Below are 25,983 nucleotides of genomic sequence, written 5' to 3' on the forward strand. Positions count from 1 at the left end.
CTCGTTGCTTTGCTTACAGAGGCCGATAGGCGACCGCCTCGACCTCGATCTTGATATCGATCATCAGCCGCGATTCGACCGTGGTGCGGGCCGGCGGGTTCTTCGGAAAGTGCCTGGCATAGACGGCGTTGAAGGCGCCGAAATCGCGCGCGTCTTCCAGCCACACGGTGGTCTTCACCACATCGTCCATGGTGCAGCCGGCCAGCGCCAGCGCGGCCTTGATATTGGCGAGCACCTGCTCGGTCTGTTCCGATATGCCGCCCTTGACCACGATGCCGTCGCTGCCGACGGGAACCTGGCCCGAGACATAGACGAGATCGCCTGCCCGCACGGCGGGCGACAGCGGCACATGCGACGTTCCAAAACACTGTTTCGGCAAGGGACAAGCCTCCTCTGATGACAGGACGGGGTGCCATTGTGGCGCCCGCTTCGATCGACATTTACGCCGATCCGGCCGATCCTCATAGGGGCCTTGTTGGAAAGCAACATTCTTGGAAATCTGCGTTGCTTTATTACAAGAGCCCTTGCATCGTACGCGCTGACGGGCGGCTTGGAAGCCGCACCGCACAGACGCATTTGCCAGAGCGGAGACACCAGCAATGACCTACGACAAGAACCCGTTTCCATCAGGCGATGCCGATCGCCACGCGCTCTGGGAAATGCTGGTGCGGCGCGACATCGACGCTTTCATCGGCCAGGACTGGGCCATGGTCGAGGATGATTTCGTTGCCGAGAGCTTCTTCGGCATGCATGCGCATTTCCTGCACAACGCCGACGCCTGGCGGCTGCAGTTTCCAAGGCTCGACGTCTATCGCGACGAATGGCTGCGCCAGGCCAAAGAGACGGCGGCGACCAAATTCGCCGAGCCGCTGCGCGAGGCGCTGTTTCGCGTCACCAACATGCGAGACATCGACGTCGACGGCGACCGCGCCGTGCTGCACAAGAAGTTCGACGGCTCGGTCGCCAAGGCGGACGGCAGCGTCGACCGGCTGAAATGGCAGACGCTGTATTTCTGCAGCAAGGTCGGCGGAAGCTGGAAGATATCAGGCTTCGTCGGCTACATGCCGCATCCGCTCGGCAGCTAGAGCCAGCTGATCAGTAGAGCGTGACGAAGGCCGGAAACAGCATGCCGGTCGCCCGGAAATGCTCGACCAGTTCGATGGCCGGGAAGATGGCGAGGAAATAGAGCCCGTCGAAAAACGTGCGCTTCAAAGCCCGCGTCGAGAACTGCAGTTCGTCATCATCGCGGTAGAGCAGCGGGTTTGGCCAGAACCGGGGCGTGCTCTTGGTGTAGGCAAGATAGGCTGGGCCGAACTTGCCGAGCAGAAATTCGGCTTCCTTGCGCGCCGTGACGCGAAAGATGAAAAAGCTGGCAAGGCCCAGCGCCACGGCCGCCATCAGCGAGCCGTAGAGCAATCCAATGCCGACCGCGCCGACCGTCGAGAAGAAATAGAGCGGGTTCTGCGTGGTCGAGAACGGTCCCGTCGAGACCAGTTCCTCGTTCTTCTTGCCGCCGACATAGAGAATGCTCCACAGCCGCCCGACGACACAGACGAGCACCAGGCAAAAGCCGAAGAATTCGATCGTTTCGTGCCCGTCGGAGCCCTCGCTCAGCCCCGGCTTGGTGAGAAACAGCAGCAACACCGCCAGCGCCGCCGCAACTCGCACGAAGATCAGGCGCTTGCGCTGGTCGAAGACCTGGGAAACCGGCTTGAGGGTAGCGTAGGTCATTTGGTGTTTCCTGGGGCACTGACGAGTGCCCGTGAGCAATGGGCATGACATTGATGGCGGATGAAAGGCGCACGCCCTCTATCGGCGCAGCGCCGGGCGTTCGTAAAGGACCTTTGCGCGGCCCACGACCATTCTTACGAATTTGTATGCCGCCGGACAGGCCGGCGTGAACTCGTTTGCTTACGCTGCGGGGATCGCCACCGCCGCAACCGTCGACCTCAGGACTTCAGCCATGCTCGCGCCCAACAGGCAACAACCCGCCCCACCGAGTCACAACAGGGTTCCCGACGTCACTCTCGATTTCTGGGTGATCAAGTTGATGGCGGTCACCACCGGCGAGACCGCGGCGGATTATCTTGCCGACACGATCGGGCTTGGGCTGACCGCCACCTCGCTGATCATGACCGGCATCCTGATCGCGGCCCTGGTCCTGCAGTTTGCGCAGAAGCGTTACGTGCCGTGGGCCTACTGGCTGGCGGTGGTGCTGATCAGCATCGTCGGCACCCTGGTGACGGACAATCTCGTCGACACTTTCGGCGTGCGCCTGCAGACCACGACCATCGCCTTCTCGGTTGCGCTCGCCGCGACATTCGCGGTCTGGTACGCCAGCGAACGGACGCTGTCGATCCACACCATCTTCACCACCAGGCGCGAAATCTTCTACTGGCTGGCGATCCTCTTGACCTTCGCGCTCGGCACCGCCGCCGGCGATCTCGTCGCCGAAAGCTTCGACATGGGCTACCTCACCACAGGCCTGCTGTTCGGCGGCGCCATCGCGCTCATCGTGCTGGCCTACTGGCTGCTCAATCTCGACGGCATCCTGGCCTTCTGGCTCGCCTATATCCTGACGCGGCCGCTCGGCGCCTCCTTCGGCGACCTGCTGTCGCGGTCGGCCAGGCATGGCGGCCTGGGCTTCGGCACCATCTTCACCAGCCTGCTCTTCCTCGGCTGTATCATTGCGCTCGTCCTGCACATGACCCTGAAGGGGACAACCAACGAAGCCGATGAACTGTTGCTGGACCTGGACTAGGTGCAGGGCGGATGCGCTAGCATTGACAATTGCCGAAAACCCCACCGCTTCGGCCAATCGTGAACGTTCTAGCGCCACCATGCCTGCGCCTTCGTGACATCCTAGGAACAAGCCCGTGCCGGTGATAGCCTCTCCATCTCGGCAACGGACCGGACCTTTCATGCGACTGCTTCTCGTCGAGGACGACCACAGGACGGCCGACTATATCGTCAGGGGACTGACCGAGGCCGGCCATGTCTGCGATCTCCTGCGCAACGGCCATGACGGGCTGTTCGCGGCGACCCGGGGCAAATACGACGTGATCGTCGCCGATCGGATGATCCCCGGTCTCGACGGCCTGTCGATGGTCAAGGCGGTGCGCGCCGCCGGCGTGCGGACGCCGGCGATCTTCCTCACCTCCGTCGGCGGCATCGACGACCGCGTCGAGGGGCTCGAGGCAGGCGGCGACGACTATCTGGTCAAGCCCTTCGCCTTTTCCGAACTCCTCGCCCGCATCAACGCGCTTGGCCGGCGGCCGGCGGCGCAGGAGCAGAAAACCGTCCTGCGGGTCGCCGACCTCGAAATGGACCTGATCATGCGCCGCGTCACGAGGCGGGGCCAGCCGATCGACCTGCAGCCGCGGGAGTTCAGCCTGCTGGAAGTGCTGATGCGCGGCGAAGGCCGCGTCATCACCCGCACCATGCTTCTGGAGCGGGTCTGGGATTTTCATTTCGATCCCAGGACCAGCGTCGTCGAGACCCATATCAGCCGGCTGCGGGCCAAGGTCGACAAGCCCTTCGAAACCCAGCTCATCCACACCGTCCGCAACACCGGCTACAGCCTGCACGCGCCATGACCGGAACATGGTCCCGCCTGCTGCGCAGCACGCCATTCCGGCTTGCCCTGACCTTCGCCTTCCTGTTCGTGCTGGCCTTCGTCCTGTCTGGCGCCATCGTCTACCAGATGATGAGCGCCGATCTTGCCGAGCGGCTCGACGACACCATCAAGGAAACCTACGCGGTCGTCGCCGCGACCTATGCCGAGAACGATCTCAAGGAGCTGGTTGAGACCGTCGGCAGCCACTCCCTGCGCAGCCTCAAGAAGGAGCAGCTGTTTTCCCTGACCGACGCAACGGGCAATCGCCTGGCCGGCAACTTCACCGCCGCAGGGCTTCCCGACGGCTTCTCGATGTTCGACACCGAAATGCCCGGCGTGCCGCCCGGCGCCGAGTACCGCGCCTATTCCGGCCCGGTCGGCGGCAACACGCTGACCGTCGCCTTCAGCCTTTCCGAGACGGAGGAGCTGGAGAGGATCGTGCTGATGAGCTTTGGCTGGGGAACCCTGATCATCACCGGGCTGGCGGTCGCCGGCGGCGCCCTGCTCGCCTCGCGCGTCCAGCGCCGTCTCGACGGCATCGCCGCCACCATGGTGGATGTCTCGCATGGACGGCTGGACACCCGCATTCCGCTGACCGGCAAGGGCGACGACATCGACATCGTCTCCAGCCAGGTCAATGCCGCGCTCGACCGCCTGTCGGCGCTGGTCGAAGGCATGAAACAGGTCAGCGCCAACATCGCCCACGATCTGAAGACGCCGCTCAACCGGTTGCAGATGATCCTCGACACCGCGTCGGAAAAGAACCTGTCGGGCCGGAAAATCGCCGCTGAACTGGCGGAGGCGCATGCCGAGAGCCTGCAGATCAACGAGACCTTCGATGCCCTGCTGCGCATCGCGCAGATCGAGGCCGGCGCCCGCCGGGCGCGGTTCACCGATGTCGATCTGGGCGAGGTGCTGCAAACCATCGCCGAGATCTATGCCGATGTTGCCGAGGACGACGGAAAGTCGCTGTCGTTGGCGCAACCACAGGAAACGACGGACCGGATCCATGGCGATCGCGAGCTGCTGACGCAGATGTTCGCCAATCTGGTCGAGAACGCGTTGCGCCATTGTCCATCGGGCACGACGATAAAGCTGTCGGTGGCGCGCCAGGACGAACGCGTCGTTGCAGGCGTCGCCGACAACGGTCCCGGCATTCCGGCGGCAGAGCGCGAGAAAGTGTTCCAGCGGCTCTACCGGCTGGACCACAGCCGCTCGACATCAGGCAGCGGCCTCGGGCTCAGCCTTGTCCGGGCCATCGCCGATCTGCACGGCGCATCGATCACGCTCGAGGATTGCCGACCGGGACTTGCGGTGGTGGTGCGTTTTCCGCTGGCGACGGATTAGCCGGCGAAACGGCTGGTGCTGTTCAAGCCCAGCTTGGGTTGAGAGGTCCCCTCACCTATCTATCCGCGTCGACAGGATGATCGACGACAGCGTCCGCTCGACTCCATCCATGGCGCCGATCTGGTCGAGCAGCATGTCGAGGTCGCGGATCGATGGGGCGTCGACGATGACGATCATGTCGAAATTGCCGCTGACCGAATGCAGCGTCCGGACCGTCGCCAAACCGCGCAGGCCGCGCACCACCTTGTCGGCAAGCTTGGGCGTCACGGTGAGCAGCACATGCGCCCGCACCAGCCCCTGCTCATAATCCGGCGCCAGCCGCACGCCGTAGCCTGATATGATGCCGCGCTGCTCCAGCCGTTCGATCCGGCTCTGCACGGTTGTCCGCGAGACGCCAAGCCGCCGCGCCAGCTCGGCGGTCGAGGCGCGCGCATTCTCGCGCAGCAGCGAAAGCAGGGTCTGTTCGGCATCGCTGAGCATTTCGACGATTCTTCTCGGCGGACTGACCAATCAATGGGTTCGTTTCGTACAGAACCACGCTTCCTTTCGACGGGCAAGCTGCGAATCTGTGCTCACAACCAGTGAGGGATTTGTCATGAAGAAAATTGTCGTTGTCGGCGCCGGCAAGATCGGCTCGACCATTGCCGAGATGCTCGCCGCCACGGGAGATTATCAGGTCACGCTCGTCGACCGCTCGGCAGCACAGCTCACTGCTGCCGAAGTCCCGGCCACGGTTGCGACGCTGGAGCTCGACATCGAAGCGTCCGGCACGCTTGAAGCCGCACTCGCCGGCAAATTCGCGGTGCTCAGCGCCGCTCCCTTCCATCTGACCACCCGCATCGCCGAGGCGGCCGCCAGTGCCGGCGTGCACTATCTCGACCTGACCGAGGACGTCGTCTCGACCCGCCGCGTCAAGGAACTGGCGCGTTCGGGCAGAAGCGCCTTCATTCCGCAATGCGGCCTGGCGCCGGGCTTCATCTCGATCGTCGCCAACGATCTCGCCAGCCGCTTCGATTCTCTGGAAAGCGTGCGCATGCGCGTCGGCGCTTTGCCGCAATATCCCTCCAATGCGCTGAACTACAATCTGACCTGGAGCACCGACGGCGTCATCAACGAATATTGCGAGCCCTGCGAGGCGATCGTCGAGGGCGAGCTGGTCGAGGTGCCGCCACTGGAGGAGCGCGAGGAGTTCTCGCTCGACGGCGTCACTTACGAGGCATTCAACACCTCCGGCGGGCTCGGCACGCTGGCCGAGACGCTGAAGGGCAAGGTGCGCACGCTCAACTACCGCACCATCCGCTACCCCGGCCACGCCGCGATCATGAAGGCGCTGCTCAACGACCTCGGCCTGCGCCATCGCCGCGACGTGCTGAAGGACATTTTTGAAAGCGCCCTGCCGGCGACATTGCAGGACGTCGTCATCGTCTTCGTCACCGTCTCCGGCCGCAAGAACGGCCGCCTGCTGCAGGAGACCTACGCCAACAAGGTCTATTCCCAGCGTATCGGCCAGGTGGTGCGCAGCGCCATCCAGATCACCACGGCGTCCGGCATCTGCGCCGTGCTCGACATGCTGGCCGACGGCAGCCTGCCGGCGACCGGCTTCATCAAGCAGGAAGACATCGCGCTGGACGCGTTTCTAGCCAACCGTTTTGGCCGCGCCTATGCCCAGCACGAAATGGTGAGTCGGCTGGCGGGGTGAAGCGCATAATCTCCCCGCTTGAGGGGAGATTAGCGATCGAACTACTTCCGCAAGACCATCGGCCGCCCAAGCAGAAACCGGACAAAATTGCCGGCGTTGCGCGAGGCCTTGGCCGAAGTCTGCGGCATCTGCTTTTGCGTAGTCTCTTTTCGAGCCGGCGCGCGCGCTTTTGTCTCGGCACCGGGCCGGCCCACGGTGAAAGCCGGCTCCGCGACCGGCTTGCCGCGCAAGACATTGGCTGCATTGTTGTCATGAATGACGATGCACCATTGAGCCTCCTTCGAGGCCGCCCCGACAGTGTTGAAACGCGTCGCCATCTTCGTGTGCTCGTCGCAATAGACCCCGTTCATGGACGGTGATCGCTTCTCGACCAGAGTGCCGAAGGCCGACGTTGGATATTCGTGCTGCGTGTAGTGGTTGGTTGCCGCATCGAAATTCTGGCCGTGCGGAAAGGCGATATAGAGCGGTTGCTGGTTCACCTCGCCCTTGGCGATTTCCCGGCGCGCGTAGAAATCGACACGCTCCATGAAGGTCGGCGCCAGCGCGTCATCGCTGTCGAGCCGAGTCAGCGAAACAAATTCGGCATCCGTGTCGCTTTGGACAAACGCATTGAAGGCGACATTGTAGTTCTCGCCGGCCTTGATGAGAACCGGCCTGACATCAATCCCGGCCGCGCAGGCGCAGACGATCCGGATGTAGTTCTCATGTGTTTCGGAATCGAACGCAATCAGGACCGTAAAGTCCTTCTGCGACTGGCGCTCGAGCGACGGCGCGCAATAGGTGTCGAACAGCGCCAGCCGCTCGACCAGCCACACCGGGTCGAGATTGGCTCTGCCGTGTCCATTCCATTGGCTCGGCATGAAGCCGGTGGCGGTGTTGTAGCGAATCGCCACGTATTTCTTCAGGTCGGTGCTCATGGGAGGAGACTAGAGCATGATCCCGAAGGGTGGAATCCGGTTCTCGGAAAACATGGTACGCGGCACTTTCCCGCCAATCGCTTTGGTCGCGCCTAGATGAGCGGCTGGCGAGTTGATCGATGGGCTGGCGAGGGAAGGAAGAGAGCTGGCTCGAACAGGTTCGCCCCTTTCCTCTAAATATGCAGCGCGTGTCCCAGCGCTTTCAGCGCTGCTTCCTGGAACCCTTCGCCCTGCGTCGGATGGGCATGGATGGTGCCGGCGATGTCCTCCAGCCGCGCGCCCATCTCCAGCGCCAGCCCGAACGCCGCCGCCAGTTCCGACACACCCTGCCCGACCGCCTGGATGCCGAGCACCAGATGGTTGTCGGCGCGGGCCAAGACGCGGACAAAGCCGTCCTCGCCCAGCTTCGTCATCGCCCGGCCGTTGGCCGCGAACGGGAACATGCCGATCTTGATCTCGCCGCCGAGCGCCTTGGCTTCTTCCGGCGAAAGACCAGCGGTCACCAGTTCGGGATCGGTGAAGCAAACGGCGGGTATCGAACGCTTGTCCCAGCTGCGTTTGTGGCCGGCAACGATCTCGGCGACCATCTCGCCCTGCGCCATCGCCCGGTGCGCCAGCATCGGCTCGCCGGTGACGTCGCCAATGGCGAAGATGCCGCGCATCGAGGTGCGGCACTGGTCGTCGATGCGGATGAATTTGCCGGCCATGTCGAGGTCGATCTGCTCGAGCCCCCAGCCTTCGGTCACCGGCTTGCGCCCGACCGTGACCAGGATTTTTTCGGCGGCGACCTTGGCGCTCTTGCCGTCCGAGGTCTCGACCAGCAACGCGTCACCCTTGGTTGAAAGCCCCTTGGCCTTGGCGCCCAGCATCACCTCGACGCCGAGCGCGGTGAGCCGCTTGACCACCGGCCGGGTCAGCTCGGCATCATACTGCGCCAGCACGCGCGGCAAGGCCTCGATCACGGTCACCTCAGCGCCCATCTTGGCAAATGCCATGCCCAGTTCCAGCCCAATATAGCCGCCACCGACGACCGCGAGATTTTTCGGCACGTCGCTGAGTGCCAGTGCCTCGGTTGACGAAATCACCCGACCGCCAAACGGCAGGAACGGCAGCTCCACCGGCGCCGAGCCGGAGGCGATGACGATCGTTTCGGCCCGGATCACCTGCACGCCCGTCTCGGTCTCGACCGCGACCGTCTTGCCGTCGCGAAAGCTCGCCCAGCCATGCACGGTTTTCACGCCTGCCTTCTTGAGCAGGCCGGCGACGCCACTGTTGAGCCGGCTGACGATGCCGTCCTTCCAGGCGACGGTCCGGGCAAGATCGAGCGTCGGCGCGGTGACCGAAATGCCGAGCGGGCTCTTGCCGCCCGCCATGTGCGACACCTTCTCGAACTCCTCCGCCGCATGGATCAGCGCCTTGGACGGGATGCAGCCGACATTGAGGCAGGTGCCGCCCGGCTTGCCGGCCTCGACGATCACCGTATCGACGCCGAGCTGTCCGGCCCGGATGGCGCAGACATAGCCGCCCGGCCCGGCGCCGATGACGAGCAGCTTGCAGGAGATTTCTTTCATGATGGCACGCTCTTTCTGGTGGCGAAGGCCCCCTCATCCGGCCGCTTCGCGGCCACCTTCTCCCCGGTGGGGAGAAGAGGCGAGCACAGACGCCGGCGACCTCCTCTCCCCTCGGGGAGAGGTCGGATTGCCCCGAATTGCCCTTCGCAATTCGGTTTTGGCAATCCGGGTGAGGGGGCCCTTGCGACCGTTCTCATCCCCTCAATCCACGAAAATCAGCGCCGGCGTTTCCAGCAGCGTCTTGATCCGCTGGATGAACACCGCCGCATCCCATCCATCGATCACCCGATGGTCGAAGCTCGACGACAGGTTCATCATCTTGCGCGGCATGAACTGGGTGCCGTCCCACACCGGCCGCACCATCATCTTGTTGACGCCGACGATCGCCACTTCCGGATGGTTGATGACCGGCGTCGTCGCCACGCCGCCCATGGCGCCGAGCGAGGTGATGGTGATGGTCGAGCCGGACAGCTCGTCGCGTGTTGCCGTGCCGGACTTGGCCGCCTCGGCCAGCCTGATGACCTCGGCGCCGCAATCCCAGATGTCGCGCGCCTCGGCGTGCTTGACCACCGGAACCACCAGCCCCGACGGCGTCTGTGCGGCGATGCCGATATGGATGCCGCCATGCTGATGGACGATGCCGGCCTCGTCGTCGAACAGGGAATTGAGATTGGGCTGGTCCGCGATCGCCTTGACCATCGCCCGCATCAGGAACGGCAGCAGCGTCAGTTTCGGCCGCTCCACGCCAGGACGCTTCTCCTTGTTGAGCGCCGCGCGCAATTCCTCCAGTGCGGTGACGTCGATCTCCTCGACATAGGTGATGTGCGGAATGCGCGATTTGGACAGCGACATCTTCTCGGCGATCTTGCGCCGCAAGCCGACCACCTTGATATCCTGCACAGCGTCGTTGCGGGCGAGGCCGGATGCCTTTGCGACCTGCGGCCCGCGGGCCAGGAACGCTTCGATGTCCTCATGGCCGATGCGACCGGCCGGACCGGATCCGGCAACCTGCCTGAGATCGATGCCGGCTTCTTTTGCCCGCAGACGAACGGCCGGCGACGCCAGCGGTCTTTCGCCTTGAAGCCGCGGCGCGCCGGAGACGGAAGGCTGCGCCGTGCTTTTCTGTGAGGCTGCCGGTTTCGCCTTGGGCTCGTCGCTCTTTGGGGATGTCTTCACGACCGGCGCAGCAGCCTCGGGCTTCGGCGTCGGAAGTTTTGCCGGAGGCTCAGCGGACACCGCTTCCTCTTCGGCGCCTTGCGGCTTGGCGTTGCCCTCGCCCGCCACCTTCAGCCGCACGATGGGAGAACCGATGGCCACCGTGTCGCCGATCTCGGCGCCCAGCCACAGGATCTCGCCATCGACCGGCGAGGGGATTTCAACCGTCGCCTTGTCGGTCATGACGGCGGCGAGCACAGTGTCCTCGCGGACGATATCGCCGACCTTGACGTGCCATTCGACCAGCTCAGCCTCGGCGACGCCTTCGCCGACATCGGGCAGCTTGATGATGTGTTCGCCCATCTCAGGCTCCCATGGTTTCAAGCAAGGCACGGCCAACGCGGGCGGGACCGGGAAAATAATCCCACTCCTGCGCATGCGGATAGGGCGTGTCCCAGCCGGCAACGCGAGCAACCGGCGCTTCGAGGTGATAGAAACAGTTTTCCTGCACCAGCGCCGACAGCTCGGCGCCGAAGCCCGAGGTCAGCGTCGCCTCATGCACGATGACGCAGCGCCCGGTCTTTTTCACCGAGGCGACGATCGTATCGAGATCGAGCGGCAGCAGGGTCCTGAGGTCGATGATCTCGGCATCGATGCCGGTTTCTTCGACAGCCGCCTGCGCGACATAGACCATGGTGCCGTAGGCGAGCACGGTGAGGGCCGAGCCTGCCCTGCGGATCGCCGCCTTGCCGAGCGGCACCGTGTAGTGGCCGTCGGCCACCTCGCCCAGCTCATGCTTCGACCAGGGCGTCACCGGCCGGTCGTGATGACCATCGAACGGACCGTTGTAGAGCCGCTTCGGCTCGAGGAAGATCACCGGATCCGGATCCTCGATCGCCGCGATCAAAAGCCCCTTGGCGTCGTGCGGGTTGGACGGTACCACCGTCTTCAGCCCCGACACATGGGTGAACAGCGCCTCAGGGCTCTGGCTGTGCGTCTGGCCGCCAAAAATGCCGCCGCCGGTCGGCATGCGCACCACGATCGGGCAGGTGAAATCGCCGTTGGAGCGGTAGCGCAGCCTGGCTGCTTCCTGGGTCAGCTGGTCGTAGGCCGGGTACATGTAGTCGGCAAACTGAATTTCCACGCACGGCTTCAACCCGTAGGCGGCCATGCCGATGGCCGAGCCGACAATGCCGGATTCGTTGATCGGCGCATCGAAGCAGCGGCTCTTGCCGTATTTGGCCTGCAAGCCCTGCGTGCAGCGGAAGACGCCACCGAAGAAGCCGACGTCCTCGCCGAACACGACGACTTTCTCGTCGCGCCCCATCGACACATCCATGGCATCGCGAATGGCTTCGATCATGGTCCGTCTCGGCATGGCTTCAGACTCCCGCCTGCTGGCGCTGGCGTCTGAGATGCGGCGGCATTTCGGCGTAGAGCCCTTCGAACATGTCGCGCGTCGACGGCTTGCCGCCGGCATGCAGCGTGCCGTGGCCTTCGGCTTCCTTCTGCGCCGCGATAACCGTGTCGAGGATTTCCGCCTCGGCCTGCGCGTGACGCTCGTCCGACCAGACACCGAGCGCGATGAGATGGTTCTTCAGCCGCACGATCGGGTCGCCGAGCGGCCAGGCGTCGGATTCGGTTTTCGGCCGGTAGGCGGACGGGTCGTCCGAGCTCGAATGTGCGCCGGCACGGTAGGTGACATATTCGACCAGCGTCGGCCCGAGATTGCTGCGCGCCCGCTCCGCCGCCCATTTGGCGACCGCATGCACCGCGAGATAGTCGTTGCCGTCGACGCGCAGCGACGGGATGCCGAAGCCGAGGCCCCTCGCCGCGAACGTGCCCGAGCCGCCGCGCGCGATGCCTTGAAAGGTCGAGATTGCCCACTGGTTGTTGACGACATTGAGCACGACCGGCGCCTTGTAGGTGGAGGCGAACACCAGCGCCGAGTGGAAATCGGACTCGGCCGTCGAGCCGTCGCCGATCCACGCGGCTGCGATGCGCGAATCGTTCGATATCGCCGAGGCCATCGCCCAGCCGACCGCCTGGATGTACTGCGTCGCCAGATTGCCGGAGATCGAGAAGAAGCCGTGCTCCTTTGACGAATACATGACCGGCAATTGCCGGCCCTTCAGCGGGTCGGCTTCGTTGGAATAGATCTGGTTCATCATCGTGACCATCGGGTAGCCATCGGCAATCAGCAGCCCGGCCTGGCGATAGGTCGGAAAGTTCATGTCGCCCGGCGCCAGTGCCTTGCGGAAGGCGCAAGCCACAGCCTCTTCGCCCAGATGCTGCATGTAGAACGAGGTTTTGCCCTGCCGCTGCGCCATCTGCATGCGCGCATCGAAGGTCCGCAGCGTCATCATGTGGCGCAGGCCGGTGAGAAGCTCGTCGCTGGACAGCAGGCCGGCCCACGGGCCGACGGCCTCGCCCGTGCGGTTCAGCACGCGGATGATCGAGAAGGCATGATCGCGGATGGTGCGCGGATCGACATCGATCTCCGGGCGCGGCACCGAGCCGGCCTTGGGGATCGGCACATTGGAAAAGTCAGGCGTTCCGCCCGGCCGCACTTCCGGTTCCGGAACATGAAACCGCAACATCCCAGCATCGGCCATGACCTTTGTCCTCCAATGTTGCCTGGAACAGATATTTGCATATCTGCGCCGCCAGTGCGAATTTGTCGGGTGGCCTGCGGACGTCGGTCCCGGCCGCGCCGGCCGATCCAGCCTCCCGCACCCAAGATGAAGATATGTCCGCGAAATTTCTTGTCGATTTGGGCGGTGGCGCGCAATTAGAGAGAAGGTTGGGCGAGGTTTGCCGGCAGATAAGGTGATTGGTCGACGAACTCGCGCCTTTCCTCTCCCCCGTCGATCGGGGGAGAGGTGTCGAGCGAAGCTCGACGGAGTGGGGGTCGACCGTTCGCCCAAGCTGGATGCCGCCCCCACATCATGCTAACCAGCCCGCCATGGCACAGAAGAAAGCATATGAGGTCGATGGCTGGCTCGCGAAGCCGGACCAGCGGATCTCCATCGTCCTGCTTTACGGCCCCGATCGCGGCCTCGTCTCCGAGCGAGCAAAGGCCTTTGCCGGCAAGACCGGCCTGCCGCTCGACGATCCCTTCTCGGTGGTCAGGCTGGAGGGGTCGGAGGTCGACCGCGACGAGGGCCGGCTGCTCGACGAGGCCCGCACCGTGCCGATGTTTTCCGACCGGCGCCTGCTGTGGGTGCGCAATGCCAGCGGCCAGAAGGCATTGGCCGACGACGTCAAGGCGCTGACGGCCGAGCCCGCGCGCGATGCGATCATTCTCATCGAGGCCGGCGACCTCAAGAAAGGTGTCGGCCTGCGCGCCATCGTCGAGGCGGCCGACAACGCCATGGCCCTGCCTTGCTATGCCGATGAAGCCCGCGACATCGACACCGTCATCGACGGCGAACTGGGCAGGGCCGGCATGTCGATGACCATGGAAGCGAGACAGGCGCTGCGCCGCAATCTCGGCGGCGACCGGCTGGCCTCGCGCGGTGAGATCGAGAAGCTTGTGCTCTACGCCCATGGCCAGACCGAGATCGGCCTGGAGGAGGTCAAAGCGATGTCAGGTGATGTCTCCGGCGCGTCTTTCGACGACGCGGTTGACGCGCTTCTCGAAGGCAAGATCGGCGACTTCGACACCGCCTTCACCCGCCATTGCCAGTCCGGCGGCCAGCCCTTCCTGGTGCTGTCCTCGGCAATGCGGCAGTTGCAGCAGATCCAAATCATGCGCGGCCAGATGGAGTCCGGCAACCGCAACGCCGCCTCGGTCGTTGCCGCCGCCCGCCCGCCGGTATTTTTCTCGCGGCGCAAGCTGGTGGAGAAAGCGCTGGAACGCTGGAGCACCGAAGCGCTCGGCCGCGCACTGACCCGGCTGCAGACGGCGGTGCTGCAGACCAGACGGCGGCCGGATCTTTCCGTGGCGCTGGCAAGACAGGCGCTGCTTGGCATTGCGGTGGAGAGCAGCAGGTTGGCGCAGAGGTAGGAGAGCGATCCTCCTCTTCTCGGCACCGAGCGCTGCCTCCATCGGTCAATTCATTGTCATAGCGCCCACCTGCTGGAAGGTTGGCAGCGCCTGTGGAAACACCAGCACCGCCGCGCCGTAAAGAAGCAGAGCGATGCCCGACACCTTTGCGATCCCACCTCCTGACGGGAGGGTCTTTTCCGCAAAGATCAGCAAGGTGACCACGGCCATTGCGGCGACGTTCATGATCCCGAGAGGAAAGAGGGCGAGAAACAAAAGCCAGCAGCAGCCCAGGCAAAAAAGTCCATGCTCCAGGCCCATGCGAACCGCACCCCAATAACCATCGCGCCATGAGGTCAGGATGAAGCCAATCGGCGTGCGGCATTTGGCCAGACACAGATCTTTCAGTGGGGAGAGTTGATAGGCGCCCCCAATCATCAGCAGCGCGCCGCCGATACGCGCGGCCGTCGCAGCGGACAATCCCACATGCCCGGCAAGCATCTCCGCACCCGCCGCACCGGCAAAGGCGATAACGCCGATCACGCCCCAAACCAGCATATACCCGGCCACGAACACCCAGCTCGAGACAAAGGTCTCGCCCCGGCTCTGTTTGCCGGCCTGGACCTGGTGAAACGTCAGGATCATGGGCGCGGCCGTCGGAAACATCATGGCAATCATCATGATCATCCAGATGGCAAGAAACAGCGGCGCCTTCATACCCATGGTGAGTGCGTACATTTCCATGCGCATGTCCGCGTCCATGCCCATCTGCTGCCAGACAAGCAGGGTCCACGCCGCCGCAGCGATAGCGATCAGCAGCGCGAGAATGATGTATCGCTGCAACGTCGGGGCCATGGACGAGGTCGTTCCGTGCTACGCTGCCAACGGCTACTGCTGCCCAGACCAATTGATCGGGGCGTAATGTCCGTTTCGGCGGGAATTGTCCCAGCTCATGCCATGATCGCTGAATGTACTGCCTTCCGCCCCCATCGCCAGGGCGAGCCAATCGGGATTGACAGGATGGCCGGTGGCCGCCCACATCTGCCCGTCCTCGCGCATTGTCGGCAGCGGCTCGACCGCCATCTGCATGACGCCCGCAATCTCCGCCGACCGCTTCTTGCCGTCTATCCGGTAGCTTATCGGCACCTTCTTGGCGCCAAGATTCGTGCCAATCATGGGTGCCAGCACCGCCATAGGGCCGCCCGCAGCGCCGGTGAAGATGGCACCTAGCGCCTCTGTTTGCCTGTCATCGGCCCGTTCGTCGATATAGGCGGCGGCCGTCCAATTGCCGTTTGCCATAGGACCCGGCGTGTGAGCGACCATCGCGACACTGAGCCCATCCAATCGAACGTCGCCGTAGTTGCCCGTATCAATGTGAAAGACCAAACCGACGTCGCAAACACCTTTCGTCGGCTTCGATGTCAGCTGCGCGTTGGTGGACAGCAGACAAGGACATACGACATCGCAGCTACAATTTTCGAAGTAACTTCCGGACAATTGCCAACGGACTGCCATTTGCACCTCCCACTTGCGTCAGGCGCGTCGGCATATCGCATTGGCGGGGCAGTGCCATTTCACGATTGTTGTAGGAACGGCAAATAGCGCCCGCCTCGACTGACCGGCACGCTAGGGCACATAATTTAAGCCATATCTAATATAGGTTACGCCGTTGCCTGGCACTGTCAAGCCGCGAGCGGCAGGGCTGGCGGCAGGCGCTGCTTGGGATCGCGGTTGAGAGCGCGAGGCTGGGGAGCGAGCCTGATCTCCCCCTCGAGGGGGGAGATGTCGCCGAAGGCGACAGAGGGGGCCGCCGCGCGTGGGGCGCTGACCTCTTCTTCGTTCCCGCAGGGGCCCGGCGCTTGATGTGGGGCGACCCCCTCTGGCCTGCCGGCCATCTCCCCTCAAGGAGGGAGATTCGCGGCGTCACCGATTTCGCCAATCACCAGCGCCCCAAAAGGAAAAGGCCGGCCAAACGGCCAGCCCCTTTCCACATGCGCAATCTCCGGTCTCAATATACTTCGCCGGCTAACTAACGCTCCTGCTTCAGCCTTCTGCACAGCTCATCAAGCTGCTCCAGCGACCGGTATGAAACCCGCAAAGTGCCGCCCTTGCCCTTGTGATCCACTGACACAATCATGCCGATCGTATCGGTCAACAGCTTTTCCAGCGCCAGCGTATCGGCGTCCTTTTGCTCCGGACTTGGCGCCGGCTTGGCTTCCTTGGTGCTGCTGGTGCCGGCCGGTATCTGGGCCAGCGCTTCGGCCTGGCGTACCGAAAGGCCCTCTTCGACGATACGCTTGGCAAGGCCGGCCGGATCTTCCGCCGTCACCAGCGTGCGGGCATGGCCCGCCGACAGCGCGCCGTCGACCAGCATGTCGCGGATCACGTCCGGCAGCTTCAGGAGCCTGAGCGTGTTGGCGACATGGCTGCGGCTCTTGCCGATCACCTGGCCGAGATCGGCCTGGGTGTAGCCGTGCTCATCGATCAGCTGCTGATAGCCAAGCGCTTCCTCGACCGCATTGAGGTCGGTGCGCTGGACGTTTTCGATGATCGCCAGCTCGAGCGCGGTGCGGTCGTTGACCTCGCGGATGATGACCGGGATCTCGGACAGCCCGGCGCGCTGCGCCGCGCGCCAGCGCCGCTCGCCGGCGATGATCTCGTAACGGCCGGCCTGTGCCGGCGAAGGACGCGCCACCACCGGCTGGACGACGCCGTGTTCGCGGATCGACTGGGCAAGGTCGGTCAGCTCGGCGTCGCCGAAATGCCGCCGCGGATTCTTCGGATTGGGGGTCAGGAACTCGATCGGCACCTTGCCGTCGGCGCTCATGCCTGGTTTTTCAGGCGCAGCTGGGCGATCGATCTCGCCGATCAGCGCCGCCAGCCCACGCCCCAGTCTCTTTCTCGAAAGGTCTTCGCTCATCTTTATTCCAGGTTCCGGATCGTTTCGGTATCGAATCGGCTCTTTAGATTGCAGGGAGTCTAATCAAGCGGCGCGTAACTTGCGCTCGCGGCGGATCACTTCCGACGCCAGTTGCAGATAGGCCTGGCTGCCCGAGCATTTCAGATCGTAAAGGATCGCCGGCTTGCCGTAGGACGGCGCCTCGGACACCCGCACATTGCGCGGGATGACGGTCTCGTAGACCTTGTCGCCCATATGCGCCCGCACATCCTGCACCACCTGGTTGGCGAGATTGTTGCGGCCGTCATACATGGTCAGCACGATGCCCTGGATGGTCAGATCCGGATTGATCGAGCGGCGCACCTGCTCGACCGTCTCCAGCAACTGGCTGAGACCTTCGAGCGCGAAGAACTCGCATTGCAGCGGCACAAGAACAGAATCGGCCGCAGCCATTGAATTCAAGGTCAAAAGGTTGAGCGATGGCGGGCAATCGATCAGCACATAGCCAAAGGGTGCGCCGCGCTCGGTCGCGGCGCGCAGCGCATTACGCAACTTGAGCACCCGGTCGGACGCGGAGGCGATCTCCATTTCAATGCCGAGCAGGTCGAGCGTCGACGGCACGATCGACAGGCCGGGCACCGCCGTCGGGATGGCCGCGGCCTCCAGCTCCAACTCGCCGGTCAACACGTCATAGGAGGACACCGTCCGGTCCTTGCGGTCGATGCCGAGACCGGTGCTGGCATTTCCCTGCGGATCAAGATCGACGATCAGCACCTTTTCGCCGATCGCGGCCAGCGCGGTCGCCAGATTGATGGCGGTGGTTGTCTTGCCGACGCCGCCTTTCTGGTTGGCTACGGTGATGATTCGGGGGCCATTCTTCATCATGGGTTTATGCCAGAAATTCATTTTGGGCGCCAAATCGCCTGTCAGTGACGGATCAGACAGGTCGCAGGTTGGACAATTCCAGGATGACGCCGCCAGCGTCGGTCACACTGGGATGTTCTACCAGATCGAAGGACCATCGGTGAACGCTTTCTTGCACTTCGGTGCGGTAATCCCGGCCTTTGTGGAACAGACCGCGCGCGCCTGAAATCAGCCAGGGCGCCGACAGGTCCAGCAAGGTCGAAAGCGGAGCCAGCGCCCGCGCCGTGACGATCTGCGGCGTCGAAACAAGCGCATGACTGTCGTCGATGCGGCGCGCCACCACCCGCGCCGGCAGGCTGAACTGCCCAATGACGGTCTGCAGGAAGGATGCTTTTTTGCGATTGCTTTCAACCAGATCGACGCTGGCGCCGTCGCGCTCGGCCAGCAGGAAAGCCATGACAAGGCCCGGAAATCCGCCGCCTGAGCCGATATCCACCCAGCGTGTGGCGGCCGGCTCTATGCGCGCGAGCTGCGCGCTGTCCAATATATGACGCTGCCAGACGTCGCCCGAGGTCGATTGCGCCACCAGATTGATGCTGCGATTCCACTTCTGGAACATCTGCTCGAACGCCACCAGCCGATCGAATGTTTCACGTGAAACCGGGCCTGCCGTGTCCTGCAGGCTCGCTAGGGTCATAGAACTCACGCAACATCCTTTTGTAGGCGCTGGGCGCTCTCCGCGTGACGGACATGCGCGACAATGATCGCCAGCGCCGCTGGCGTCATGCCTTCCATGCGCTGGGCATCGGCGATGGAGCGCGGCCGCCGCGCCTGCATCTTCTGCTTCAACTCGTTCGACAGACCCGGCACGCCAGCGAAATCGACCGTCTCGGGGATCAGCCGGCTCTCTTCATGCCGGATCTGCGCCACATCCGTCTTCTGGCGATCGAGATAGACCGAATATTTGGCCTCTGTTTCGAGTCGCTCCGCCGCCTTGCCGTCGATTGCCGCGAATCGCGAATCGATGCGTCCCAACCAGGCCACGTCGACGTCGGGATAGGATAGTAATTCGTAACCGGACCGGCGCACGCCGTCCCGGTTGATCTCCAGCCCGTGTCGCGCCGCCTCGTTGGGCGTCATTGTGAGCGATTTCGCCAGCTCCCGAGCCTCATCCAGACTTTGCATGACATCCCCGTAGCGCTGCATCCGCTGCGCCGAGGCGATGCCAAGCTTCGCAGCCACGGGCGTCAGCCGCTCATCGGCATTGTCGGCACGCAACGACAGCCTGAATTCGGCCCGCGAGGTGAACATCCGGTAGGGCTCCGCAATGCCCCGGCTGGTCAAATCGTCGACCATGACGCCGATATAGGCCTCGGTGCGGCTGAGCACGATCTGCGCGCTGCCCGCCGCCCGCCGCGCCGCATTGAGGCCGGCAAGCAAGCCTTGCCCGGCCGCTTCCTCATAGCCGGTCGTGCCGTTGATCTGCCCGGCGAGGAACAGGCCGCTGATGCGCTTCGTCTCCAGCGTCTGATGCAGCTCGCGCGGATCGACATGATCATATTCGATGGCATAACCGGGCTGCAGCATGACGGCCCGCTCCAGCCCCGGAATGGTTTTCAAGATGTCGAGCTGCACATCTTCGGGCAGCGAGGTCGAAATGCCATTGGGATAGACGGTGTCGTCGTCCAGGCCTTCCGGCTCCAGAAAAATCTGGTGCCCGTCCCTGTCCCCGAACTTGACGATCTTGTCCTCGATCGACGGGCAATAGCGCGGCCCAACGCCTTCGATCGAGCCGGAATACATGGCCGAGCGGCCAAGATTGGCGCGGATCAGCTCATGCGTGGCGGTCGTTGTGCGGGTGATGCCGCACTCGATCTGCGGCGTCTCGATACGGTCGGTCATCAGCGAGAACGGCACCGGATCCGCATCCGCCGCCTGGCTTTCCAGCGACGCCCAGTCGATGGTCCGGCCATCGAGCCGCGGCGGCGTCCCGGTCTTCAGCCGTCCAAGCTTGAAGCCGGCGCGGTCCATCGTTGCCGACAGGCCGAGGCTCGCCTGCTCGTTCATGCGGCCGGCGACGATCTTCTTCTCGCCGATATGGATAAGCCCGCGCAGAAAAGTTCCGGTCGTCAGAACGACCGCGCCGCAAGCCAGGCGCCGCCCATCAGCCAGGAGAACAGCCCTGATCTGCCCATCGGAGATTTCGAAGTCCAGAACCTCGCCTTCGACCACGTCGAGATCGTTCTGCTGCCGAATCGCTTCCTGCATGGCAAGGCGATAGAGCTTTCTGTCGGCCTGCGTGCGAGGTCCGCGCACCGCGGGGCCTTTGCGGCGGTTGAGCAGGCGGAACTGGATGCCTGCCGCATCCGCCACGCGCCCCATCAAACCGTCCATGGCATCGATCTCGCGCACCAGATGGCCCTTGCCGAGCCCGCCGATCGCTGGGTTGCACGACATCACCCCGATCGTGTCGAAACGCAGCGTCACCAGCGCGGTCCTGGCACCGGCGCGCGCGGCAGCACTAGCCGCCTCGCAACCCGCGTGGCCGCCGCCCACCACAACCACATCATAGCGATTGGTCATTTCCAAACGTCCTGGACTCAGAAGAATGAGGGACACATGTCCCTGCGGAGCGACGCTGTCAAGAAAACTCCGCGACAAGTTTCACGTGAAACAGCCGAGCCGCCAGTTAGCTCAGTGTTTCACGTGAGTCATCGGGGCCGCCTGCCACGTTTTACGTGAGTCATGCAGGCGGCGCAGCGCGGTGGTGGCCCAGATGGAGCCTCCCCGCCTTCGGGGTTCGTCGAAATCACGAAGCCATGCAGCAAAGCAACATACGATCTAAAGGGAGCTCACGCCGCAGCGACCCAATGTTTCACGTGAGTCATTTCCCGATGCAGAACTGCGAGAAGATCACGTCCAGCATGTCCTCGACGTCGATGGCGCCGACGATTCGGCCCAAGCGGTCGGCGGCAAGCCGCAGCTCCTCCGCGCGCAACTCCTGCCCGACAGAACGGCCATCGGTGGCGCGAAGCAGATGACGGTTGGTCTCGCCAAGCAATTCGACGTGGCGAAGGCGCGACGGCAGGACATCGCCGACGCTGCCGGCTGCCTCCGCCGCCCGCTGGCCGATCTCCGCCAGCAGTTCCTCCACGCCCGTCCCGTTCTTCACTGAAATGACAAGGTCGTAATCCTCCGTCGCGTCGCTCGCCGCGCGGCTTTCCAGCAGATCGAGCTTGGTGCCGACACGTAAGATCGGCGCTTCGGTCGGCAGCAGTCCAATCTCCCTGGGATCGGCGACATCCCTAAGCAACAGCAAGAGATCGGCGCCATGCGCCTTGGCCCTCGCCTTCTCGATGCCGATCGCCTCGACCTTCCCCGGCGCATCGCGCAACCCGGCCGTATCCGTAAGCCGGACACGCAGCCCCTGAAGATCAAGTGTCACTTCAAGCAGGTCGCGGGTCGTGCCTGGCTCATCCGTTACTATAGCGGCATCGCGCCGCGCCAGGGCGTTGAACAGACTCGACTTACCGGCGTTGGGCGCACCGAGGATGACGACCTCAAAGCCGTCGCGAATGATCTCGGCGGCGCGAAATCCGGCGATGTGCCGGTCGATCTCGTCGATCATCGTTCTGACATCAGACCAGACCGTATCCGAAACGGAACCGGGGACGTCTTCCTCGTCGGCGAAATCGATCTCGGCCTCGATCATGGCGCGGGCATGGATCAGCCTGCGGCGCCAGCCGAGATAGAGTTCGCTTTGGGCGCCTCCGGCATTTTGGACCGCGAAGCGCCGCTGCGCCTCCGTCTCGGCATTGACGAGATCCGCCAGCGCCTCGGTCTCGACCAGGTCGACCTTGCCGTTCAGAAAGGCGCGACGCGTGAATTCACCCGGTTCCGCGTGCCTGACGCCGTCAAAACCGGTCATCGTCTCCAGCATTTTTGCCACAACGGCACGGCCGCCATGAACGTGGAATTCCGCGACATCCTCGCCGGTGAAACTGGCCGGACCGGGAAAAAACACAACCAGGCCGGTATCGAGCAATGTCCCGTCAGACGCCCTGAGTCGGCGCAGAGCCGCCGCGCGGTCCTTAACCATAGTCCCAGAAATCGTTTCGATCACGAATCGAGTCTGCGGGCCGGAAATTCGGATGACGGCGACGCCGGCAGGCAGCCGGCCGCTCGACAGCGCTACGATGGAATCGCCTGAAATCATTTGCCCGCTCTACTGAACCGCCCTAGCTTCACGCCTATCAGCCAATCGCACCCGAGTTTGCCCAGTGACGCTGCCCGCGCAAAACCTGCTTGCCGAAGAAGCCAGCCCCTATCTGCAGCAGCATAGCGGCAATCCCGTCCACTGGCGGGCCTGGTCGCCGGCTTCGCTCCAAGAGGCAAAAGCGCTGGATAGGCCGATCCTGCTCTCGGTCGGCTATGCCGCCTGCCATTGGTGCCATGTCATGGCGCATGAAAGCTTCGAAAACGATGGCGTCGCCGCCGTCATGAACCGTCTGTTCGTCAATATCAAGGTCGACCGCGAGGAGCGCCCGGACATCGACCAGATCTATATGGCGGCGCTGTCCTCGATGGGCGAGCAGGGCGGCTGGCCGCTGACCATGTTCCTGACTCCGGACGGCAAGCCGTTCTGGGGCGGCACCTATTTTCCACGCGAGCCGCGCTACGGCCGCCCGGGTTTTGTCCAGGTGATGGAGGCGGTGGACAAGGCCTGGCGGGAGAAGCGGGCGAGCCTCAACCAGAGCGCCGACGGCCTGACGACGCATGTCGAGGCACGGCTCGCCGGTTCGCATGCCAGAACCGTGCTCGACCGCGCCACGCTGGCGGAATTGGCCAAGGGCATCGACGGCATGATCGACCGTGATCTCGGCGGATTGCGCGGCGCGCCTAAATTTCCCAACGCGCCGTTCATGCAAACGCTGTGGCTGTCCTGGCTTCGCGACGGCAATGCCGCCCATCGCGACGACGTCCTCAACAGCCTCGAGCAGATGCTGCGCGGCGGCATCTACGACCACATCGGCGGCGGGCTCAGCCGTTACTCCACCGACGCCGAATGGCTGGTGCCGCATTTCGAAAAGATGCTCTACGACAATGCCCAGCTCCTCCGCTTCTGCAACTGGGCCTATGCCGCAAGCGGCAATGAATTGTTCCGGGTGCGAATCGAAGAGACGATCGGCTGGCTGCTGCGCGAAATGCGCGTCGACGGCGGTGCCTTTGCCGCCAGTCTCGATGCCGACAGCGACGGCGAGGAAGGTCTGTTCTACACCTGGAGCCGCGACGAGATCGAAGCCGCCCTTGGAGACGATTCCGCATTGTTTTTCAAGCACTTCACGCTCTCCAACCCGCATGGCTGGGAAGGCAAGCCGGTCGTCCACCAAACGCTGTCTCAGCAATTGCAATATGTGATCCACCGCGAAGAGATCAGCGCGCTCAAGGCGAAACTCCTTGCTGTCCGGGAAGAGCGGGTCAGGCCCGGCCTTGACGCAAAGACCCTCATCGACTGGAACGGCCAGATGATCGCAGCGCTTGCCGAGGCCGGCCGGGCGCTGGCGCGGCCTGACTGGATCGATGCGGCGGCAAAGGCCTTTGCCTATATCAGCTCTGGCAGCCGCGACGGCCGTCTGCCGCATTCGATGCTCGGCGCCAGAAAACTGTTCCCGGCTTTGTCCAGCGACTATGCCGCTATGACCAACGCCGCGATCTCGCTGTTCGAGGCCACCGGGGATTGGAGCTATGTCGACCAGGCCGGCCAGTTTGTCGGGCAGCTCGAGCATTGGCATGCCGACGCCGAGAAGACAGGTTACTACCTGACTGCTTCCGACAGCACCGACGTGCCGATCCGCATCCGCGGCGATGTCGACGAAGCCATTCCGTCCGCCACCGGCCAGATCATCGAGGCGCTGGTCAGGCTCGCCTCCGTCACCGGCAATCTCGAGCTGCAGGAAAGAGCCTGGCACGTCGCCGAGCATGCCGCCGGCCGCGCGGCGCACCAGGCCTATGGCCAGGCCGGCATCGTCAATGCCTGCGCCCTGGCAATCGAGCCACTCAAGCTGGTGTTGGTGGATGAGCTCACAGATCCAAAGCTCGTTCCGGTTGCGAATCGAAACCCGGACCCGCGCCGCATCGACATCGTCGTGCCGATCGGTACGGCAGCGAATCGACCCTTGCTGCCCGGTGGAATCCTGCCGCCGACCGACAAGGCAGGTGCATGGTTGTGCACGGGGCAGGTTTGTTTGCCGGCGGCGACGGATGCTGAAGAGCTGGAGCGATTGTTGCGACGGCGATAGTTTTGCTAACCGCCGGCGAGAGACGCCCCCTCTGGCCTACCGGCCATCTCCCCTCAAGTGGGGAGATCGGCAGCTTCCCTGTTCCGTTCACCTTACGGCGTTGATAATTGCCGAAAGCGACCAAGGGCGTAATCTCCCCCTAGAGGGGGAGATGCCCGGCAGGGCAGAGGGGGGCGCGAAGGATCGCTACCCCATCCCCTTACGTGTTCATCGAATCGAAGAAATCCGCATTGGTCTTGGTCTGCTTCAGCTTGTCGATCAGGAACTCGATCGCGTCGGTGGTTCCCATCGGCGCCAGGATGCGGCGTAGCACGAAGATCTTCTGCAGGTCCTGCTTGGAAACCAGCAGGTCTTCCTTGCGGGTGCCGGACTTCAGGATGTCCATGGCCGGATAGATGCGCTTGTCGGCGACCTTGCGGTCGAGCTGGATTTCGCAGTTGCCGGTGCCCTTGAACTCTTCGAAGATGACTTCGTCCATGCGGCTGCCGGTATCGATCAGCGCGGTGGCGATGATGGTCAGCGAACCGCCCTCCTCGATGTTGCGGGCGGCGCCGAAGAAGCGCTTCGGCCGCTGCAGCGCGTTGGCGTCGACACCACCGGTCAGCACCTTGCCGGATGACGGCACGACGGTGTTGTAGGCGCGGCCGAGACGGGTGATCGAATCGAGCAGGATGACGACGTCGCGGCCATGTTCGACCAGGCGCTTGGCCTTCTCGATGACCATTTCGGCGACCTGCACGTGGCGCACCGCCGGCTCGTCGAAGGTCGAGGAGATCACCTCTCCCTTCACCGAGCGCTGCATGTCGGTCACTTCTTCCGGCCGCTCGTCGATCAGCAGCACGATCAGATAGCATTCCGGGTGGTTGGCGGTGATCGAGTGGGCGATGTTCTGCATCAGAACCGTCTTGCCGGTACGCGGCTGCGCGTTGATCAAAGCGCGCTGTCCCTTGCCGATCGGCGCCACCAGGTCGATCACGCGGGCCGAGATGTCCTTGGTGGTGACATTCTCGATCTCCATCTTCAGCCGCTTGGTCGGATAGAGCGGCGTCAGATTGTCGAAGTGGATCTTGTGCCGGATCTTCTCGGGATCGTCGAAATTGATGGTGTTGACCTTGAGCAGCGCGAAATAGCGCTCGCCCTCTTTCGGGCTGCGGATCGGCCCTTCGACCGTATCGCCGGTCTTCAGCGAAAAGCGCCGGATCTGCGACGGTGAAATATAGATGTCGTCGGGACCTGGCAGGTAATTGGCGTTGGCGGAGCGCAGGAAGCCGAAACCGTCCTGCAGCACCTCGACCACGCCATCACCGATGATCTCGATCTCCTGGGCGGCCAGCTTCTTCAGGATCGCAAACATCAGCTCCTGCTTGCGCATGACGCTGGCGTTTTCGACCTCCAGCGATTCGGCATAAGCGATCAGCTCTGGCGGTTTCTTGTTCTTGAACTCGGCGAGTTTCATTTCTTGCATAGACGGACCTTGAATAGATGGAGTCTGGGTAGGCTTTGGGAAAATATCGGCGGGATGCGACAAATGCCGGGCGCGGCCGAAAACAACGAGGGGCGGCGCATGACGGGAAGGAAGACCCGTCTTTTATCGTCGGTCGGGTGAAAGAGCAAGCTGCGTTTTGCAT

The 25,983-nt window shown here is 63.5% G+C and carries 23 protein-coding genes; 7 read left to right on the plus strand and 16 right to left on the minus strand.

Annotation, left to right across the window (positions count from 1 at the left end; translation table 11 throughout):
* Positions 1–13: 13 nt before the first annotated feature.
* The gene (locus P3C39_RS10710; protein ID WP_013528752.1) at positions 14–379 is read right to left on the minus strand and encodes a RidA family protein; all 366 of its coding nucleotides are present in this window, start codon (positions 377–379) and stop codon (positions 14–16) included.
* Between the two features lie 220 nt (positions 380–599).
* Here P3C39_RS10710 and P3C39_RS10715 point away from each other — a divergent pair, with 220 nt between their 5' ends.
* Positions 600–1,085, plus strand: a complete 486-nt coding sequence (locus P3C39_RS10715; protein WP_024504073.1) for a hypothetical protein — start codon at positions 600–602, stop codon at positions 1,083–1,085.
* Between the two features lie 10 nt (positions 1,086–1,095).
* On the opposite strand, the gene P3C39_RS10720 is transcribed toward P3C39_RS10715, so the two are convergent.
* A complete protein-coding gene (locus P3C39_RS10720) occupies positions 1,096–1,731 on the minus strand; it encodes an isoprenylcysteine carboxylmethyltransferase family protein (RefSeq protein ID WP_275953388.1) in 636 nt (211 codons plus the stop codon).
* Positions 1,732–1,963: 232 nt separating this feature from the next.
* Here P3C39_RS10720 and P3C39_RS10725 point away from each other — a divergent pair, with 232 nt between their 5' ends.
* From P3C39_RS10725 to P3C39_RS10735, 3 genes are all read left to right on the plus strand, one after another.
* Positions 1,964–2,761 (plus strand): hypothetical protein, encoded by a 798-nt coding sequence (locus tag P3C39_RS10725; RefSeq protein ID WP_275953528.1) that lies wholly within the window; start codon positions 1,964–1,966, stop codon positions 2,759–2,761.
* 160 nt (positions 2,762–2,921) lie between these two features.
* A complete protein-coding gene (locus tag P3C39_RS10730; RefSeq protein WP_013528748.1) occupies positions 2,922–3,596 on the plus strand; it encodes a winged helix-turn-helix domain-containing protein in 675 nt (224 codons plus the stop codon).
* Positions 3,593–4,963, plus strand: a complete 1,371-nt coding sequence (locus P3C39_RS10735; RefSeq protein WP_024504077.1) for a HAMP domain-containing sensor histidine kinase — start codon at positions 3,593–3,595, stop codon at positions 4,961–4,963. The genes P3C39_RS10730 and P3C39_RS10735 overlap by 4 nt, the downstream gene beginning before the upstream one ends.
* Positions 4,964–5,014: 51 nt before the next feature.
* On the opposite strand, the gene P3C39_RS10740 is transcribed toward P3C39_RS10735, so the two are convergent.
* Positions 5,015–5,443 carry an Lrp/AsnC family transcriptional regulator gene (locus P3C39_RS10740; protein ID WP_013528746.1) on the minus strand — a complete coding sequence of 143 codons (429 nt, stop codon included), beginning with the start codon at positions 5,441–5,443 and terminating at the stop codon, positions 5,015–5,017.
* Positions 5,444–5,558: 115 nt separating this feature from the next.
* On the opposite strand from P3C39_RS10740, the gene P3C39_RS10745 reads away from it, so the two are divergent.
* The gene (locus P3C39_RS10745) at positions 5,559–6,662 is read left to right on the plus strand and encodes a saccharopine dehydrogenase family protein (RefSeq protein ID WP_127365716.1); all 1,104 of its coding nucleotides are present in this window, start codon (positions 5,559–5,561) and stop codon (positions 6,660–6,662) included.
* Between the two features lie 41 nt (positions 6,663–6,703).
* Here the strand turns inward: P3C39_RS10745 and P3C39_RS10750 are convergent, their stop codons facing one another.
* From P3C39_RS10750 to P3C39_RS10770, 5 genes are all read right to left on the minus strand, one after another.
* Positions 6,704–7,579 carry a glycosyltransferase gene (locus P3C39_RS10750; RefSeq protein WP_275953387.1) on the minus strand — a complete coding sequence of 292 codons (876 nt, stop codon included), beginning with the start codon at positions 7,577–7,579 and terminating at the stop codon, positions 6,704–6,706.
* 173 nt (positions 7,580–7,752) lie between these two features.
* On the minus strand, positions 7,753–9,150 hold the full coding sequence (gene lpdA / locus P3C39_RS10755; RefSeq protein ID WP_063169593.1) for a dihydrolipoyl dehydrogenase: 1,398 nt from the start codon (positions 9,148–9,150) through the stop codon (positions 7,753–7,755).
* 201 nt (positions 9,151–9,351) lie between these two features.
* Positions 9,352–10,668 carry a dihydrolipoamide acetyltransferase family protein gene (locus P3C39_RS10760; RefSeq protein ID WP_275953386.1) on the minus strand — a complete coding sequence of 439 codons (1,317 nt, stop codon included), beginning with the start codon at positions 10,666–10,668 and terminating at the stop codon, positions 9,352–9,354.
* Between the two features lies 1 nt (position 10,669).
* Positions 10,670–11,683, minus strand: a complete 1,014-nt coding sequence (locus P3C39_RS10765) for an alpha-ketoacid dehydrogenase subunit beta (protein ID WP_013528742.1) — start codon at positions 11,681–11,683, stop codon at positions 10,670–10,672.
* Positions 11,684–11,687: 4 nt separating this feature from the next.
* Positions 11,688–12,920 carry a 3-methyl-2-oxobutanoate dehydrogenase (2-methylpropanoyl-transferring) subunit alpha gene (locus tag P3C39_RS10770; RefSeq protein ID WP_013528741.1) on the minus strand — a complete coding sequence of 411 codons (1,233 nt, stop codon included), beginning with the start codon at positions 12,918–12,920 and terminating at the stop codon, positions 11,688–11,690.
* A 350-nt stretch (positions 12,921–13,270) separates the two neighbouring features.
* On the opposite strand from P3C39_RS10770, the gene holA reads away from it, so the two are divergent.
* Positions 13,271–14,314 carry a DNA polymerase III subunit delta gene (gene holA, locus P3C39_RS10775; protein ID WP_013528740.1) on the plus strand — a complete coding sequence of 348 codons (1,044 nt, stop codon included), beginning with the start codon at positions 13,271–13,273 and terminating at the stop codon, positions 14,312–14,314.
* 45 nt (positions 14,315–14,359) lie between these two features.
* Here the strand turns inward: holA and P3C39_RS10780 are convergent, their stop codons facing one another.
* The 7 genes from P3C39_RS10780 to mnmE all read right to left on the minus strand — a co-directional run bounded on the left by P3C39_RS10780 (position 14,360) and on the right by mnmE (position 22,272).
* Positions 14,360–15,148 (minus strand): DUF2182 domain-containing protein, encoded by a 789-nt coding sequence (locus P3C39_RS10780; RefSeq protein ID WP_275953385.1) that lies wholly within the window; start codon positions 15,146–15,148, stop codon positions 14,360–14,362.
* A 33-nt stretch (positions 15,149–15,181) separates the two neighbouring features.
* Positions 15,182–15,808: a DUF1326 domain-containing protein gene (locus P3C39_RS10785; RefSeq protein WP_127366385.1), complete on the minus strand. Its 627-nt coding sequence runs from the start codon at positions 15,806–15,808 to the stop codon at positions 15,182–15,184.
* 514 nt (positions 15,809–16,322) lie between these two features.
* Positions 16,323–17,213: a ParB/RepB/Spo0J family partition protein gene (locus P3C39_RS10790; protein WP_013528737.1), complete on the minus strand. Its 891-nt coding sequence runs from the start codon at positions 17,211–17,213 to the stop codon at positions 16,323–16,325.
* A 63-nt stretch (positions 17,214–17,276) separates the two neighbouring features.
* Positions 17,277–18,077: a ParA family protein gene (locus tag P3C39_RS10795; RefSeq protein WP_275953384.1), complete on the minus strand. Its 801-nt coding sequence runs from the start codon at positions 18,075–18,077 to the stop codon at positions 17,277–17,279.
* 52 nt (positions 18,078–18,129) lie between these two features.
* Complete coding sequence (gene rsmG / locus P3C39_RS10800) at positions 18,130–18,762, minus strand: 16S rRNA (guanine(527)-N(7))-methyltransferase RsmG (protein WP_275953383.1); 633 nt, start codon at positions 18,760–18,762, stop codon at positions 18,130–18,132.
* Positions 18,759–20,639 carry a tRNA uridine-5-carboxymethylaminomethyl(34) synthesis enzyme MnmG gene (mnmG, locus tag P3C39_RS10805; protein ID WP_275953382.1) on the minus strand — a complete coding sequence of 627 codons (1,881 nt, stop codon included), beginning with the start codon at positions 20,637–20,639 and terminating at the stop codon, positions 18,759–18,761. The genes rsmG and mnmG overlap by 4 nt, the downstream gene beginning before the upstream one ends.
* 301 nt (positions 20,640–20,940) lie before the next feature.
* Positions 20,941–22,272: a tRNA uridine-5-carboxymethylaminomethyl(34) synthesis GTPase MnmE gene (gene mnmE, locus P3C39_RS10810; RefSeq protein WP_275953381.1), complete on the minus strand. Its 1,332-nt coding sequence runs from the start codon at positions 22,270–22,272 to the stop codon at positions 20,941–20,943.
* Positions 22,273–22,336: 64 nt separating this feature from the next.
* Between mnmE and P3C39_RS10815 the strand changes: the two genes are divergently transcribed.
* The gene (locus P3C39_RS10815; protein WP_275953380.1) at positions 22,337–24,355 is read left to right on the plus strand and encodes a thioredoxin domain-containing protein; all 2,019 of its coding nucleotides are present in this window, start codon (positions 22,337–22,339) and stop codon (positions 24,353–24,355) included.
* Positions 24,356–24,554: 199 nt separating this feature from the next.
* On the opposite strand, the gene rho is transcribed toward P3C39_RS10815, so the two are convergent.
* Positions 24,555–25,820, minus strand: a complete 1,266-nt coding sequence (gene rho / locus P3C39_RS10820; RefSeq protein ID WP_013528732.1) for a transcription termination factor Rho — start codon at positions 25,818–25,820, stop codon at positions 24,555–24,557.
* Positions 25,821–25,983: the final 163 nt, after the last annotated feature.

It is taken from the genome of Mesorhizobium sp. XAP4 (assembly GCF_029269325.1).
Classification (GTDB): domain Bacteria; phylum Pseudomonadota; class Alphaproteobacteria; order Rhizobiales; family Rhizobiaceae; genus Mesorhizobium; species Mesorhizobium ciceri.